The organism is Ruegeria sp. HKCCSP346 (assembly GCF_017872595.1).
In the GTDB taxonomy this organism is placed as follows: domain Bacteria; phylum Pseudomonadota; class Alphaproteobacteria; order Rhodobacterales; family Rhodobacteraceae; genus Ruegeria.
Window position 1 is genome coordinate 1510991 of sequence record NZ_JAEDOT010000001.1, and the last position, 16351, is coordinate 1527341.

At 60.7% G+C, this 16351-nt stretch carries 14 protein-coding genes and 1 tRNA gene; 6 read left to right on the forward strand and 9 right to left on the reverse strand.

Annotated features, from left to right (window positions below; translation table 11 throughout):
* The first annotated feature begins 66 nt into the window (after window positions 1-66).
* Both nspC and speB read left to right on the forward strand, forming a co-directional pair.
* On the forward strand, window positions 67-1236 hold the full coding sequence (nspC, locus tag I9185_RS07605) for a carboxynorspermidine decarboxylase (RefSeq protein WP_210092702.1): 1170 nt from the start codon (window positions 67-69) through the stop codon (window positions 1234-1236).
* The gene (gene speB / locus I9185_RS07610) at window positions 1233-2075 is read left to right on the forward strand and encodes an agmatinase (RefSeq protein WP_210092703.1); all 843 of its coding nucleotides are present in this window, start codon (window positions 1233-1235) and stop codon (window positions 2073-2075) included. The genes nspC and speB overlap by 4 nt, the downstream gene beginning before the upstream one ends.
* A gap of 39 nt (window positions 2076-2114) precedes the next feature.
* Here speB and I9185_RS07615 read toward each other — a convergent pair whose 3' ends face one another.
* Window positions 2115-2717 carry an HD domain-containing protein gene (locus I9185_RS07615; RefSeq protein ID WP_152458899.1) on the reverse strand — a complete coding sequence of 201 codons (603 nt, stop codon included), beginning with the start codon at window positions 2715-2717 and terminating at the stop codon, window positions 2115-2117.
* A gap of 101 nt (window positions 2718-2818) precedes the next feature.
* Between I9185_RS07615 and I9185_RS07620 the strand changes: the two genes are divergently transcribed.
* Complete coding sequence (locus I9185_RS07620) at window positions 2819-3652, forward strand: LysR family transcriptional regulator (RefSeq protein WP_210092704.1); 834 nt, start codon at window positions 2819-2821, stop codon at window positions 3650-3652.
* A gap of 3 nt (window positions 3653-3655) precedes the next feature.
* Here I9185_RS07620 and lptF read toward each other — a convergent pair whose 3' ends face one another.
* Window positions 3656-4795, reverse strand: coding sequence for an LPS export ABC transporter permease LptF (gene lptF, locus I9185_RS07625; protein ID WP_171722795.1), 1140 nt, complete (start codon window positions 4793-4795; stop codon window positions 3656-3658).
* A 378-nt stretch (window positions 4796-5173) separates the two neighbouring features.
* Between lptF and I9185_RS07630 the strand changes: the two genes are divergently transcribed.
* Window positions 5174-5941, forward strand: a complete 768-nt coding sequence (locus I9185_RS07630) for an alpha/beta fold hydrolase (protein WP_171634209.1) — start codon at window positions 5174-5176, stop codon at window positions 5939-5941.
* Window positions 5942-6368: 427 nt separating this feature from the next.
* Here I9185_RS07630 and I9185_RS07635 read toward each other — a convergent pair.
* Window positions 6369-6444, reverse strand: a tRNA-Trp gene (locus tag I9185_RS07635).
* Between the two features lie 141 nt (window positions 6445-6585).
* Here I9185_RS07635 and I9185_RS07640 point away from each other — a divergent pair.
* Window positions 6586-7290 carry a DUF374 domain-containing protein gene (locus I9185_RS07640; RefSeq protein WP_171168817.1) on the forward strand — a complete coding sequence of 235 codons (705 nt, stop codon included), beginning with the start codon at window positions 6586-6588 and terminating at the stop codon, window positions 7288-7290.
* On the opposite strand, the gene I9185_RS07645 is transcribed toward I9185_RS07640, so the two are convergent.
* The 5 genes from I9185_RS07645 to I9185_RS07665 all read right to left on the reverse strand — a co-directional run bounded on the left by I9185_RS07645 (window position 7287) and on the right by I9185_RS07665 (window position 14460).
* Entirely contained in the window at window positions 7287-7532 is a 246-nt protein-coding gene (locus I9185_RS07645) for a MoaD/ThiS family protein (protein ID WP_152458904.1), read from the reverse strand. The two genes, I9185_RS07640 and I9185_RS07645, sit on opposite strands and share 4 nt — an antisense overlap.
* Window positions 7525-9780, reverse strand: coding sequence for a xanthine dehydrogenase family protein molybdopterin-binding subunit (locus I9185_RS07650; protein WP_171722793.1), 2256 nt, complete (start codon window positions 9778-9780; stop codon window positions 7525-7527). The genes I9185_RS07645 and I9185_RS07650 overlap by 8 nt, the downstream gene beginning before the upstream one ends.
* Complete coding sequence (locus tag I9185_RS07655) at window positions 9780-10259, reverse strand: (2Fe-2S)-binding protein (protein WP_152458906.1); 480 nt, start codon at window positions 10257-10259, stop codon at window positions 9780-9782. Before I9185_RS07655 ends, I9185_RS07650 begins: the two co-directional genes overlap by 1 nt.
* Window positions 10256-11122, reverse strand: a complete 867-nt coding sequence (locus I9185_RS07660) for a xanthine dehydrogenase family protein subunit M (protein WP_210092705.1) — start codon at window positions 11120-11122, stop codon at window positions 10256-10258. Before I9185_RS07660 ends, I9185_RS07655 begins: the two co-directional genes overlap by 4 nt.
* 125 nt (window positions 11123-11247) lie before the next feature.
* Window positions 11248-14460: a reductive dehalogenase gene (locus I9185_RS07665; RefSeq protein WP_210092706.1), complete on the reverse strand. Its 3213-nt coding sequence runs from the start codon at window positions 14458-14460 to the stop codon at window positions 11248-11250.
* A 75-nt stretch (window positions 14461-14535) separates the two neighbouring features.
* Here I9185_RS07665 and I9185_RS07670 point away from each other — a divergent pair, with 75 nt between their 5' ends.
* Entirely contained in the window at window positions 14536-15438 is a 903-nt protein-coding gene (locus I9185_RS07670) for a LysR family transcriptional regulator (protein WP_171634225.1), read from the forward strand.
* Here the strand turns inward: I9185_RS07670 and I9185_RS07675 are convergent.
* Window positions 15429-16280 (reverse strand): LysR substrate-binding domain-containing protein, encoded by an 852-nt coding sequence (locus tag I9185_RS07675; RefSeq protein ID WP_171634228.1) that lies wholly within the window; start codon window positions 16278-16280, stop codon window positions 15429-15431. The genes I9185_RS07670 and I9185_RS07675 overlap by 10 nt on opposite strands.
* Between the last annotated feature and the right edge of the window lie 71 nt (window positions 16281-16351).

The window sequence follows — 16351 nt, forward strand, 5'->3', positions numbered from 1 at the left end:
CTAAAAATATCCCCGGGGGTCCGGGGGGCAGGCCCCCCGGGCTTTTCACAATCGGAGACGCCCGACATGTCCGACATGATGACCACACAGGCCGGAGACGCCGGAGCCTTCCGCCACTTCGACCTGACACGCGTGCCGTCACCCTGTTTCGTCGTCGACGAAAAGGCGGTAGAGCGAAATCTGGAGGTTCTGGCCGATATCGGTGAGCGCTCTGGCGCGCATGTCCTGTCGGCGCTCAAGGCCTTTTCGATGTTCGCGCTGGCCCCTCTGGTGCGACAGTATCTCGGCGGCACCTGCGCCAGCGGCATCTACGAGGCCCGGCTGGGCCGCGAGGAATATGGCGGCGAGGTCGCCACATTCTGCGCGGGCTACAAGGATTCCGACATCGACGAAATCCTTGCGCTCTCGGACCACATCATCTTCAACAGCCCCGGGCAGAAAGACCGCTTTCTTGCCAAGGCACAGGCCGCGGGGCGGCAGGTCGGGCTGCGCATCAACCCTGAACACTCCGAAGGCGAGGTCGCGAAATACGACCCCTGCGCACCGTGTTCACGCCTCGGCACCCCGGTCAGCCAGCTGGACGCCAAGGCGCTGGAGGGCGTGGACGGGCTGCACATGCACACGCTCTGCGAACAGGGGTTCGAACCGCTGGCGCGCACCTGGGCCGCGGTCGAACCTAAACTCGCCCCCTTCCTGAACGACCTGAAGTGGCTCAATTTCGGCGGCGGCCACCACATCACCCGCAGCGACTATGACCGCGACGGGCTGGTGGAGTTCATCAAACACATCCGCGCCAAATACGGCGTCGAAGTCTATTTGGAACCCGGCGAGGCCGTGGCGTTGGATGCGGGCATCCTGATGGGCGAAATCCTCGACCTGCCGCACAACGGCATGGATCTGGCGATCACCGATATCTCAGCCACCTGCCACATGCCCGACGTGATCGAGGCCCCCTATCGCCCCGCCCTGATGGACGAGGCCGAAACCGGCCACACCTATCGCCTGGGCGGCCCCTCGTGCCTGGCGGGCGACGTGATCGGCGACTACACTTGGGTCGAGCCGCTGCGGATCGGGCAGCGCTTTGCCTTCCTCGATCAGGCGCATTACTCGATGGTCAAGACCAACACGTTCAACGGCGTGCCCCTGCCCACCATCGCCCTGTGGAACAGCGAAACCGATGACCTGAAGATCATCAGGGAATTCGGCTATGACGACTTTAAGGACAGACTTTCATGAGCATTTTCCTCGACAGCGAACTGACCGAGGCCGAACGCAGCGAAGACGCCCGGTTCCGTGTGATCCCGGTGCCGCTGGAGCGCACGGTCTCATACGGGTCTGGCACCGCCAAAGGCCCCGAAGCGATCATCGAGGCCAGCAATGAACTCGAACGCATCACGGGTCACGCGGAACCCTGCGTCGAAGGCATCTTTACCGAAGCCCCACTGGATTGCGCCGGCCCGCTGCCGGACGTCATGGAGCGCCTCGCCCAGCGCACCGAGGCCGCCGTCCGTGCCGGCAAGGTGCCGGTCACGCTGGGCGGTGAACACTCGCTCAGCTATGGCGCGGTCATGGGTGTGACCCGCACCCTGGGCCAGCCCGTCGGTATCGTGCAGATCGACGCCCATGCCGATCTGCGCAACGCCTATCAGGGCGAAAAACACTCGCATGCCTCGGTGATGCATCTGCTGGCCGAGGAAGGTATCCCACTGGCCCAGTTCGGCGTGCGCGCCTTTTCCACCGAGGAAGCCAAAAGCCGCCTGAGGAACCACGTCTTCCACGTGGATGCCGAAGAGCTGGTGACCGGCAACATCCATGCCGTCGACCTGCCCGAAGACTTCCCCGAACTGGTCTATGTCAGCTTTGACGTTGATGGGCTGGACCCGGCGCAGATGCCCGCGACCGGCACGCCTGTTCCGGGCGGGCTGGGATACTATCAGGCGCTTCGCCTGGTGGAACATGCGTTGAAGGGTCGTAAATGCGTCGGCTTCGACGTAGTCGAACTGGCCCCCGACGGCAATGCCGCCTGGGATTTCACCGCGGCGCAGATCGTCTATCGCCTGATGGCGAGCTGCTGATCAGACAGGCGGGCCGGGCTGGCCCGCCTGATCCGGTTCCTAGCCAGTTTTGCCGTCATCGGCGGTTTCGTTCAGCTCCATATGGCCTTCGCCCCTGTTCAGGACGCGGCGCAACATGGGTTCGAAGAACTCCAGCGGCTTGGTCGGATAATTCGGGTCAAACGCCTTCTGATCATATTCATGGCAGAAATAGCGACAATCTTCCCAATAAGGACTGTCGCGATATTTGTCGCGCGCGTTGCGGTCGCCGCCCAGATGGTGGTTGTAGTAGTACCCCTGAAACACACAATGATGCTTGAGAATCCAATACGTCTTTTCGCTGACGTAAGGCTTCATCATCGCCGCTGACAGCTCTCCGTGATTGTAGGGCGACAGGATATCGCCGGTATCATGGATCAACGCCGCCACCACCAGTTCCTCATCCGCACCGTCCTCGTAAGCACGGGTCGCGGCTTGCAGGCTGTGCTGGTAGCGGTTGACCGGATAGGGCGTCCATTCTTCGTCCAACGAGCGGATGGCATCGAGGATACGGTCTGGCAGGGCCGCATTATACGCCTCTTCATACTCCATCACGGCGTCCCAGTCGGCCTTGGTGGCTGTTTCGAAACTGGTCCAGGTGGGTTTGTGGCTTTTGTCCAGCATGGCTGATCCTTTGGCATGTGTCCTGAGCGAAAGCGTAGTTCGAAACCACCCTTCAAAAAAATGAATTGATTTTATCGCAATGATCAAAAAATACTTTCGACATGCAATTCAAAGCTCTGGAAACTTTTCTCTGCGTGGCCGAAGCCGGTGGCTTTCATGCCGCCGCTCGCAAGTTGAATGTGACGCAGACCGCTGTCAGCGCGCGTATTCGCCTGATCGAGGAGGAAACCGGCAGGGCGCTGTTCACGCGCGGTGCCGGAGGAACGGCGCTGACCGAGTTCGGCCGGCAGTTCAAACCCTATGCGGAACAGATGTTGTCCCTTTGGGGCTTCGCATCGCGCGACCTGCCGGGACAGGCACAGAACCGCCCGGCACTGCGGTTGGGCGGCCAGCTCAGCATCTGGGATCCGTTGCTGGTGGACCTGGCGGTTCGGTTTGAACAGCGCTTTGGCAGATTGCTGTTGACGCTGAACTATGACCACGACCTGAACATGGTCGAAGCGGTGGCAACCCATGTGCTGGACGCGGCGATCACACATGAAAAGCCGGCGGACCGGCGTGTCACATGGTACGCGCTTGAACCCGAGCTACTGTCCCTGGTCCGGACGCCACAGGCTGACGGCACGGACGATGACATGATCTTCGTCAACCTTGAACTGGGCGAGGTCTATCAGGACCATGTCAGATCGGCTGCGCGACGGGCGTCGGGTCAGACCGTATTTCTTGGCAATTGCATGATGGCGCTGCGATATGTTCTGCACCGAGGCGGAAACGGCTATTTCCCCGATTACGTCATTTCCGAACATCTGGCCTCGGGTGCTCTGGAGCGGGTCGAGGACAGTATCAGCTTGCCGCTGCCCATGTATCTGGTCACCCGCGGTGATCGCGAGGACTTTGACGACATTCACAGCTGTTTGGTGGATCTTCGCGGCTAGAATTCAGGCCGGTGTCGGCATGATCTGGGGATCGCGCTGCCGTTTTCGCACAAGCGGCCGACCAGCAACAAGCAGGAAAAGGCCCGAGATCAGCACCCCTATGATTGCGGGAAGGTACAGCAGAAACCAAAGCTCCGGGTCATCGATCACCACCGGGGAAACAAACCCGCGCACACCTTCAAGCAGCACAAGAATGGTGAAGGCGCCCAATATCTGAGGCCACAATCCAAACCGGGAAAAGCTGCCCAGCATCAGGGTTGAATACCCGGCCAGCGCCACGGCGATGCAAATCGCAATCCACGAGAACCGCTGGTGCAGCTCTTCGATCAGTTTGCCTTGGCTGAACCCTTCCGTGGCTGAAACCTCATCCCGGTTGCGGATCAGGTCGGCGGTTGGAATGGCTTCGAGGCTGCGCCGGGCCATCGGATTTGTATTCGTCAGTTCCGAGATGTCGTAGGACGCGTCCTGGAACAGGGTCGATGACAACACCTTGCCTTCCTTGTTCAGGCGCAATGCAACCCCATCAACCATCACAAGGTGAATGCCAGCATCATTGTTGACCAGATAGGCCGTTACGCTTGAATAGCTGACCGCGTTTTCAGGATCGCGGCGATCAGACACGAAGACTTCATGAAGTGTGCCGTCCAGATCAATCCTGCCTATGTAAACCGTGACACCTTCGGCGGGGTGCAGAAATTCGCCTTCGTTCAGCAATTGAGCCGTCACATCTCCGGCCACTTCAGCCTGCCGGATTTCCAGCTGTTCCACCGAGGCCGGGCGCAGGAACACGCTGATGATCGCCATCATCACCCCGGTAATCACACCGAACAGCAGCACCGCCCGGGCAAGCCGCCAAGGGCTGGATCCGGTGGCCAGCATAACCGTCAGTTCGCTTTCACGGCTCAGGCGATTTGTGGCATAGACGGCGGCGGCAAACACCGCCATGGGCATGACCGTGCGGATCAGGGTCGGCAAAGTCAGCGCGGTGAATTCCAGAAAGACCATCGCCGACTGCCCACCGCTGATGACCCTGTCAAACAGGCTGACAGACCGGGTGATCCAGAACACACCGACAAGCACCAGGGTGAAAAAGCCAAACAGAATCAGCAATTGCCGCAGGAAATATCCATCAAAACGCGACATGGGGCCTCGTGCGTGTGTTCGTTTGCAGCGGACACTAGGGCATTAAGCCGGCAGAGGAAACAGGCATTGGACGTCAGGATGCCCCGGTATGCAACCTTGGCGCATTCCCGCATTCTCCCAACGACGCCGATTTGGCCCCGAAGAGGTTAAAGGCCAACCCTTTGTGAAAATGGCAGTTCGTGGCACAATTCAGGAATTGTTCAGAAGGGAGTTTCCGACTTGGCACTGTTTTTTTCACGCCGCACCTATAACGCCCCGAAGAAAAAGTTCACGTTTAAGCCGGCGGCAAAGACCAGGTATGTTCACATCACCCAGCAAAGCCCTGGTGGAAAAATTCGTAAGGGTAGTATTATCAAAAAAACCAAATGGCTGGATCTCGTGCGACAGGAGGGCGGGGATTCGGCCGTCCTGATCTATGTTCACGGGTTCAACACCAGCCAGAAGGACATGCTGGACCGGCTGGGGAAAATAGAAACCAATCTCAGGGGCAACGGGTATCAGGGTGCGGTCGTTGCCTTTGACTGGCCCAGCGACGGATCGGTGCACACCTACGACTCGGACCGCTCCGATGCCAAGGCGGTGGCGCCGCATCTGGTGGGGGACGGGATCTTGCCGCTGTTGGGGATGTCGCCACGCCCCAAGGTGCATCTGATCGCGCATTCCATGGGGGCGTTGGTGGTACTGCGCGCTTTCTCGGACTTCGGGGATTCGGCCGGGCCAGGCAACAAGATATGGTCGGCGGATCAGGTCATGTTTGCATCAGCGGACATCGATTCAGAATGGCTGGAAAAGGGCGCATGGGGCGATCTGGTCCTGAAAAAACGGTGCAAGCGATTCACCAATTACTATAGCCGGAAAGACAAGGTGCTGGCCCTGGCCGGCGGGATTGTTCACGGCGGTCGGCGTCGCGCTGGTCGTGTCGGGATGCCGAAGCTGACCTCGAAAGGTCATTGGGATATTTTCTGTGACCACCAATATCAACGAGACGTCCCCAAAGGGCAGCGCAAGATGATGAAGTCGCATCGCTGGTGGTTCGACAGCGGCGGGTTTTATGAGGACCTCGCCCTGACGATCGACGGCCATCCGGCAAAAACGATGCCGACCCGGCACAAGACAAATATCGGGGATCTGGCGCTGCTGGCCTGACTGACCGGTCGCCCAACACCTTTCTATGGTGCAAAGCCCGATTTTGCGGGTTCTGCTCAAGTACCGTCTTTGGACGGATTCTCTGCACGTTCTGATATCGTCACTATGGGTTGCTGACCAGAAACGGAAAGGGCGCGCTCGACCACAAGCGCGCCCCAGTCACAAGGGAGAAACTGAAAACCTGCGTTCTGTGCAGAACCTGAACGCCAACTCTTTGACATTCTCAAACAACCAGACTTTCCAACATCCGTCAGTGACGCTGTTCACACTCTGGACCGGTATTTTTAGATGGCATATAGGGTTTGGCTACACTGCGGCTCACAAAGCCTGCATGCGTTCTTATTGCCGGTCCGCCCCGGCCATAGCCGAAAGCCGCGCGCGCTGGAAACGCGCCAGGCACGATTGCCGAATGGTGTTTTGATGCGGATGGCAGGGGCAGCAGGGTTCGAACCCGCGACCTACGGTTTTGGAGACCGTCGCTCTACCAACTGAGCTATACCCCTATGGTGAGCCCCAGATATGACAGCCGCGCGGCGGACTCAAGAGGCTTTTTCGAATTCCACGCCACTATCTGAGCCGACAAACAAGTTGCGCAAAATGTGCAGTGCGCTAAGACAAGGTCCGGTCAGCAAAAGGAACCCCGTGTGAACCTCCGCAAGAAGATCGCAGACAGCGAAGCCGTGCTGAACTGGGTGGCCCGCCGGATCGCCACTTACATTCGATTGGTCAACCGCAACACACGCTGGCAGCGCATCGGATACGAAGAACTGGATCAGCTGGCCGAACAAGGTGAACCGGTCATCGTTGTGCTGTGGCACCAACGGCTGGCGCAGTCGCCCTATTTCTTCCCGCTGGACAAGGGGCGCATCTGTTCGATCACCTCGTCTGCCCGGGCGGGCAGCATGGTGGGCCGGGTACAAAAGCTGTTTGGCATGGACACGATCGCCATGGCCAGCAAGACACGCCACGTTGCCTTGTCACGCCAGGTTCTGGGCAAGATGAAGCAGGGTATCTCTATTGGGATCGCGGCAGATGGTCCGCGCGGGCCCGAACGGGTTCTGTCGACGGTTCCGTTGGTATGGGCGCGCACCTCGGGCAAGCGTGTATTCGGTATCACCTTTTCCACGAAACATGGTCGCGAAGCGGGAACCTGGGATCACCTTCTGATGCCCCGCCCCTGGCGAAATGAAGGCGTGTTTCTGTGCCGGGAATGGACTGAAACAGTGCCCCGCAAGGCCAGCGAAGAGGAAATCGAGACCCTGCGCCTGAGCCTGGAGCAGCACATGAACGACATCACGGCAGAAGCTGACCGGATGGTCGGGCGCGAGCCCTGGTCACCTGACGCCTAACCGCCCCTGAGACGTTGCATCAGATAGACTTCACTGCCTTCGGGAATCGGCTCGGTAAGCCCGGTGGCTATGACGCGCCCGTCGATCGCGATGGAGACCCCTGCATCAATGGGGGCCTGCAACTGTGGGTGGGCACGGACCAAAGCCCGTAATAGCTCTCCGGTGGTTTTGGCCTCGACCTCAACCACTTGCTGGCCCCCGGTCAGTGACCGGAGGCCGGACCAAAGGTGGACCTCAACCATTTTCTTTCAGGGCCGCCAGAATGCGCGGCGGAGACATCGGCAGTTGCTTCATCCGAACACCCGCCGCATTGGACACCGCATTGGCAATGGCGGCCAGGGGCGGCACAATGCCCGTCTCGCCCACGCCGCGCACCCCGAACGGGTGGCCCGGGTTGGGCACTTCGACGATCACCGTGTCAATCATCGGCAGGTCACTGGCAACGGGAATCCGGTAGTCAAGAAAGATCGAGTTCTGCAACCGGCCATCTTCGCCATAGATGTATTCCTCGTTCAGTGCCCAGCCGATGCCCTGTGCGGCGCCACCCTGAAACTGCCCTTCCACATAAGTCGGGTGGATCGCCTTGCCGGCGTCCTGAATGACCGTGTACCGGGTGATCGATGTCTTGCCGGTTTCCGGGTCGACCTCGGCATCGACGATATGGGTGCCAAAGGATACGCCCGCGCCTTCGGGGGTTGCTTCGAAATGGCCCGAAATCGGGCCTCCGGTCGATCCCATATCCGCCGTGATGTCGGCCAAAGGCATCGGGTCGAAATCCCCCGCATTGGGCCCCGAGGGCACCGCGCAGCCGTCTTCCCATTTCACCGCATCGACCGGGATGCCCCACTTGGCCGCCGCACGTTCGCACAGTTTCTCGACCGCGTGTCTTGCGGCCTTGATCGTCGCGAGGCCCGACGCGTAGGTCACGCGCGAACCATGGCTCACGTCGTTGTAACCCAGCGTCGCCGTGTCGGCGATGGTCACGCGGATGTTTTCATACGGAATGCCCAGAACCTCGGCCGCCATCAAGGCCATGGATGCGCGCGACCCGCCGATGTCGGGTGTGCCGACCATCAACTGCGCTGAACCATCCTCGGACAGTGCCAATGAGACGCTGGTCTCGCCCCCGTGGTTGAACCAGAAACCGCAGGAAACCCCGCGCCCCTGACCCGGCTTCAGCGGTGCCGCGTAATGGGGATGCGCCTTGGCAGCCTCAAGCGTTTCCACCAGACCGATGCGTTCGTAGGTCGGGCCATAGCTGGCCTTCGTGCCCTCATGCGCGGCATTTTTCAGACGCACATCAATAGGATCAAGGCCCAGCTTGTTGCAGAGCTCATCAAGGACGGATTCAACGGCGAAGGCGCCCATCGGAGCGCCCGGCGCGCGGTACGCGGCCTGTTTCGGACGGTTCGACATCACATCGTAACCGATCTGCTTGACGTTGGTCAGGTTGTAGGGCGCAAAGGCACACATGGCCGTCATATCGCCCGGGGCGCCGGGGAAGGCCCCGCCTTGCAGGCGGAAGACACCCTGCGCCGCCGTGATCGTGCCGTCTTTCTTCATGCCGATCTTCACGTCCATCGACGCCGAAGAGGTCGGCCCGGTGGCACGAAAAACTTCGGACCTGGTCATCACGATCTTGACCGGACGGTTGGCCTTGCGGCTGAGCGCCAGCGCGACGGGTTCGATGAACACCGTGGTCTTGCCGCCAAAACCGCCGCCGATTTCAGACGCCGTGACGCGCAGCTGAGAGGTTTCGATTCCCAGCAGCGCCGCACAGGTCTTTTGCGCGATCCAGTGGCCTTGGGTTGTGCACCACAACTCGCCCTTGCCGTCATTGCCCAGCATGCCCAGGCAGGCATGCGGTTCGATATAGCCCTGATGGGTCGCCTCGGTGACAAAGCTGTCTTCGATAACCAGATCGGCCTCGGCAAAGCCCGCCTCGACGTCACCGTGACCGCTTTCGTGATAACGCACGACGTTCGGGTGCATCCCTTCCGGCACCGAATAATCCGCAGCACCTTCCCGGATCACCGGCGCATCCGGGGCCATCGCTTTGTCCACATCGGTGACGTGCGGCAGCACCTCGTATTCGACCTCGATCAGTTTCAGCGCATCACGTGCCGCCAAGGCAGATGTGGCCGCCACCGCAGCTACCGCGTGCCCGTCATAGAGCGCCTTTTCCCCCGCCATGACATTTTCCAGCACATTCCAGAATTCGCCTTCAAGCCCGGGCTTGAACGGGACATCGGCGAAATCGGCGCGGGTCACGACGGCTTTGACGTCCTTCAATGCCTCGGCTTTCGAGGTATCAATCCTGACGATCCGGGCATGGGCATGGGGTGAGCGCAGAATCGCGCCGTGCAACATGCCGGGGGCCGAGATATCCGCACCGAACTTGGCCCGGCCCGTCACCTTGTCCAGACCGTCAGGGCGATCGGGGCGGGTGCCAACGAAGGTGAAGTCAGTTTTGCGATCGTCCAGAGCCATTATGACGCCTCCCGCATCTCAGCCGCCGTGTCCATCACGGCGCGAATGATCTTGTCGTAACCGGTGCAGCGGCATAGGTTGCCCGCTAGCCAATAGCGCGTTTCTTCCTCGGTCGGATTGGGGTTCTTCTCCAGCAGCGACTTCGCCGCCACCAGAATGCCCGGGGTGCAGATGCCGCATTGCAGCGCGGCGTATTCGATCATCTTCTTCTGCAACGGGTGCAGGATGTCACCATCCGCAATCCCTTCGACGGTTTCGATCTGCTTGCCTTCGGCCTCGACACCCAGCATCAGGCACGAGCACACAAGGCGGCCATCGACGGTGACCGAACACGCGCCGCAATCACCGGTGCCGCAGCCCTCTTTGGCGCCGGTCAGGTTCAGTTTGTCGCGCAGACAGTCCAGCAGGGTTTCGCGCGGGTCGCACAGGTATTCGACTGCGTCCCCGTTCACGGTGGTGGATACGTGGAGCTTGCTCATGCGTTTTCTCCCTTCGCGCGGGAATAGGCGATCTTTGCGGCACGTTTGGCCAGAACGCCGGCGACTTCGGTACGGAATGCGATCGTACCTCGTTTGTCGTCGATCGGATTGCAGGCGGCGGACGCGGCCGCGGCCAGTGCGTCAAGGGCGGCATCGTCCAAAGTGCTGCCGATGATCGCGTTGGCACAGTCTTCAACCAACAGAACGGTCGGTGCCACGGCACCCAGCGACACGCGCGCCTCGGTGATGACTTCACCGTCCAGACGGAGGTTCACACCTACGCCCACCACCGCAATGTCCATTTCGGTACGGGGGATGAACCGCAGATAGGCGTCGCCCCCATTCTTGCCTCGGGCAGGGATGTTGACGGCCGAGATCAACTCGCCCTTCGCCAGCGAGGTCTTGCCGGGCCCGGTCGGGATGTCCTCGACCGCAACGTCACGCGTGCCGTCGGGGCCGGTTACGGTGACGGTCACGCCTGCGGCCACCATGGCGGGCACGGAATCAGCTGCAGGTGAGCCATTGCACAGATTGCCCGTCAGCGTCGCGCGGCCCTGAACCTGAGTTGAACCGATCAGGTCCATCGCCTCGACCACACCGGGCCAGTCGCGGCCAAGCTCGGGGTGCTCGCTCATCTCGGCGCCGGTGACGGCCACGCCGATCGTCCAACTGCCGTCGGCATTGCGGGTGATGTCACGCACGCCGTCGATCTTCTTGATGTCGATCAGCGTATCGGGCGTCACCAGTTCCGAGCGCAGTTGCACAAGTACATCCGTACCGCCCGCCAGAAAACGTGTGATGCCCGTCGCGTTCGCGGCCAGAGCCGAAGCTTCGGCAAAGCTGGCAGGGCTGTGATAATCCATGAAGCTACCTCGTACCTGTTGGTCAGGAATATCTGGGTTCGCGGCGACGTTAATTCACCCCTCGTCCGGCGTCCATGGGCCGAGCGATCAAAATTCAACTTCCAAATGTCGCTTTTGGACAGGGTTCAGAGATCGATCTCGATCACCCCATCAGGTTCCGCCGCGCGGCTTTGGCACAGGATCATGGCGCCTTCGCGCTGTTTGCGGGACAAAACGAAATCCCGATGCTCGACCTCGCCCGAAATGACACCGCATTTACAGACGCCGCAGATGCCGTCTGCGCATTTCACATCCACATGAATACCGGCTTCGTTCAGAACTTGCGCGGCGTCCTTGTCTGCGGGCACGGGCAGTGTCCGGCCCGAACGCGCAAGCTTGAGCTCAAACGCGTGGTTTTCATATTCAGGCGTTTCAGGAACCGAGAAATATTCCAGGTGACGCGCCTCTTCGGGAAAGCCCTGCTGCTCGGCCGCCTGAACCACGCCGTCCATGTAACGATCCGGCCCGCAGGTATAGACATGCCATCCATCCCGGTAGCCGGACAGAATTACATTCAGGTCGGCGCGGGTGCCTTCATCCGAGAAATGGTAATGAACGCGATCCGCCCAGGGCATGGCGGCCAGATCATCCAGATACCCCGCCCCGCCCCGTGTGCTGGCCGAATAGTGTAATTCGAACTCGCGGCCCAGCGCATGCAGACGATGGGCAAATGCGATCATCGGGGTGATTCCGATGCCGCCACCCATGAGAAATGTTCTGGTGGCCCTTTCATCCAATTCAAAGTGGTTGATCGGATTGGACACGAAAACCTTTCGGCCCTCGGAAAAGATGCGATGCAACAGCGCGGACCCGCCGCGCCCGTCATCCTCGCGCAGCACTCCGATCTGATATTTCGTACGATCCGACGGGTCGCCGGACATGGAATATTGCCGCAGGAATTCCGGCGCGACCAGAACGTCCAGATGTGCGCCCGCTGTCCATCCCGGCAGGGGCGCACCGTCCAGCGATGCAAATTCGTATTTCGTGACATCCGCCGTCATCTTTTCAACCTTGGTCACGGCGACCCGCATCACGGGCGCATCACCGGCGATCTGATAGCGATGGATGATCGACATGTCCCCGCCTGCCTTGCGGGCCTTGTACTCGTCAGCCGTCACCATGGCCTCATAGGCTGCAATCCCGGCCTCTCGGTCCATTGCAAAGGGATAGGGCCATGGGTGCGGAGCCAGATAAGCGGGATAGACGGCCAGGGTCTGATCCTCATATTTCAGGTCCAGATCCTTTTGCAGATCGCGCCGGTTCAACGGGTGCGTCGTAGGGCGATAGGCGCCGTCGGGCTGCAACTCGATATCCCACCACCATTTCTTGGTGTCGTTCAGCCCGCCATTGCCGACCGCATCGTCCAGCCTGGCCAGCGCGGGCGCGGCGGTGGGGATGTTCATCGCAGCCCAGCGGAACGGGCGTTCAGCGAAGAGGCCTTCGAGGTTCCACGGGCAGGTCTTCATGCAGCGCCCGCACATCGCGCCGCCCGGGGTCGTCACACGGTACGTGGCGCATTTCTGGCTGTCGGATTTCCAGATTTCGTAACCGTTGAACATCAGCTTCGGTCCGGCGGTGATCGCGCCCGAGGGACATTCGCGGGCGCATTTGTTGCAGGATTCGCAAAAGGTTTGCAGGCCGAAATCGATGGGTTTGTCATGCGTCATCGGCATGTCGGTCGTCACCACGCCTGATTTCAGGCGCGGGCCCAGATAGGGGTTCAGGATAACTTCTCCGATCCGGCTGACCTCACCCAACCCCGAAAGCAGCAACAGCGGCGGTTGCAGCACCTCGCCATCCATAACCGTATGCGCCTTGGCCTTGTAGCCCAGGTTGCGGATCTGTTGGGCGATCACGCCGCCCAGCAGCGAAAAGCGCAGATAGGCGCGCATGGATTGGGCGACGCTGATCCAGTCGTCACCGCTGGCACCTTCCATCGTTTCATAGCCCTGATCGATAATCATGCTGATGGCCTGATCATGCGGCGGCACGATTTCTTCGCCCGTGGCGTCATGAGAATACCACGCCCATTCCGGGCAGCGGCTGAGGCCCACCGCATCGACCCCAAGGAAATAGGTCGCCGCCTTGATGTTCGCCGCATTGCGCTCGGCTTCGGTGGATCCGGCGACCTCGGCGCTTTCACCATCCTGCAACAGAACGAATGCACCCAGCGCGCGACGCTGGGCAAAGCTGGGCGCGGCCTTGCGCACGTAGTACCCGCCTTTCGCGGCGTCCTGCAATGACTTGCCCATGTCGCCGAACTGGGCGCGGGCGAACATGTCGGCGCGCTTGGGAACGCGGGCCACATTCTCTTCGTCGATATAGGTTGTCGGAGCCTCGACCCGTTTGAGCTTTTCGAAGGGATGGGCCCCGTCCACATAGCGTCGTTTGGCATATGGGTCACGGTTGAGGGCGTTCTTGGCAAATCCCGTGCCCAGCCACCATGCCGGACCTTGGGTCCGAAACCACGGCTGTTGCGCCATGGGCCTCAGCGGCCGGTCATGCGCGATGGGCATCTCGGTCGTCACGGCAGCAAGGCCAAACCGGGTGCCCAGCCAAGGCGCAACCAGCTGGTCGCCCTCGACCGAGGCCAGACCGGCGGCCATGGCCAGCTTGCCCAGATCAACTTCGGACGACATCATGCTGTGCGCGCGGGCGTCAAAACCCAGAAGTCGGATATAGTTGGCGATGACCACCGCATTCTCGGTTGCCAGCAGGCAGGCTCGATGATCCTGCGCGTCGATGATCCAGTCCGCACCGGGTTCGGAAGGGTCAGGGTCGCGGTTGTGTTCGTAAAGAAAGACGATGGCGTGACGGTGGTCGTTAATCGGCTTGGGCGCGGCCTCCATACTGTCTTTCAGATCGGCCATGATGAGATCGATCCCAGAGGCCAGCGTTTTGGTCTGGCGCGTGCGCAATGCGTGGGCAAGCCGGTCGATATCGGGGTTGCGGCGTGGTTCCTCCAGCAGTGCATCCGACGGCAACGGCCCACAGCCCATCATCGATGCGTCGTTGAAATACCCAAATGCCTTTAGATGGTTGGCGCGCTCCTGCGGATCTGAGGGGATCTCGGATGCAATCGGGTTCACCAACCCGTCGCGGATCGCGTCCAGCATCGCCTGAAACTCGCCCATGGCGTTGACGATGCTGTAGGGCCGTTCCGGCCGGAGGAAACTCAGTTCGCCCATGGCGGGCACGCGCGACAAATCCGGCATGGTATCTTGTCGGGTCAAACGCTCCAACGGGTATCGCCCCATGTGAACGGGCCGGTTCTTGTCCGAGAAAAAGCGGATTCCCATTATGCGCCTCCTGTTGCCATCCATCCCCTACCCCGTCATGGACAGCGAAACCATTCATGCATAATCATAAGTGGTATGAGGAAAATCGATTTCACTGATCTCGACGGCAAGGTTCTGCGCACCTTTCTGACCATTCTCGAGGAAAGCTCGGTTTCGAAAGCTGCGGATCGGCTGGGCGTCACGCAATCGGCCATCAGCCACACGCTGGCCAAGCTCCGGCTGGTGCTGGGCGACCCGTTGTTTGTTCGGTCCGGTCAGGGCCTGACCCCGACCGAGCGCGCCTTGTCCCTGAAGGAGCCCGCACAAAAGGTGCTGGACGGAATGCGGGCGCTGACCGAAGGGCGGCCGTTCGATCCGCAGTCTGAACAGATCAGGATCCGCATCGCCACCAATGACATGCCGCGCGAGTTGATCTTTCCGCAGCTGTTACGAGAAACACGTGCCGAAGACGCAGGTCTGCGGCTGGAATTCATTCCTTCAGGCGTGCCCGACCCCGAGCTGCTGCGCAGTGACAGATGCCAGTTGATGCTGACCCCGTTGCCACCGGATGGGCCGGATATCTTTCAAAAACGCCTGATGACCAGCCCGCTGATGCTGTTCTATGACGCCACACAGCGCACGCCGCCGGACAGTTGGGACGCCTATTGCAACTGCGATCATGTCGAGGTTCGCTTTGCCGATGGCCGCAATGCCCGCGCCGTCATGCGTGGCGTCGATCAAAGCCAGATCAGGCCAGCAGTGGTGACCTTGCCGCATTTCAACGCCATCCCGGCCTTCATACTGGGCAGCGACCTGATCTCGACCGACACGGCGCTGATGAAACAGGGCCCGCTGGCCATGCTGGATTGCGCGCCACTGCCGTTCGAATGCGCCCCGGTGTCGATCTACATGGTCTGGCACCAAAGGTCGGCCAATGATCCGGCACATCGCTGGTTGCGGGCCCGGATCGAGGCGATCGCCGCGTCTCTTCAGACCTGAGACAACAGCCAGTCGCGCATGATCCTGACCAGTTGCGGCTGGCGCGGCTTGCGGGGCGCAACCACGTAAAACCCCAGATCTGCAACCAGGACATCCGCAAGCGGCTGAACAAGACGGCCCGAGGCCACCTCGGGCGCGACAAGAGGCGCATTGGCCAGTGCTATCCCCTGCCCCGAAACTGCGGCATCGATCGCAAGGCTGGTCTGGCTGAAGCTCATCATTCTGGGTTTTCCGCTTACCCCCACCCGTTCAAGGAACAAGGGCCACAATCCGTGGGTGTCGTTCAGCAGCACTTGCGTCAGCAGATCAGAAGAGGTGCTGATTCCGCCCGCAACAGAAGGGCTGCATACCGGGATGAATTCGGTCGAGAACAAAGGCACCGCCTCCAGTTCCGCCGCAAACGGCGCCCGACCCTGCCTGACTGCAAGATCGACGCCATCCGAACTGAAATCCGCCAGACGCTCGCGCGCATCCACCTGAACCGAGACGTCCGGATACAGGTCCGTGAAGCCCGACAAACGCGGCACCAACCATTTCGAGGCAAAGCTGGGCGTGACCGACAATGTGATCCGCCGGTCCGGAGACAAGTCGGCCACAGCCTCTTCGATCAACCTGAAAGCACGTCGCAGGGGCGCGTGAAACCGCCGCCCGGCATCCGTCAGGCGCAACCCGCGCGGCAGGCGGTCGAACAGAACCTCGTTCAATCGCGCCTCAAGCCCGCGCACCTGCTGCGCCACGGCGCCCTGCGTCACGCCCAGCTCTTCGGCGGCCAGTCGAAAGTTCAAGTGACGGGCAGAAGCCTCGAAAGCGCGCAAGGCGTTAAGGGGTGGAAGGGCGGTCATGCTGTTATCCTGTAGATTTTCTACAGAATAGAGGCAGCAGAACTGATTGGTCAAACCACTGTCCGACAGCC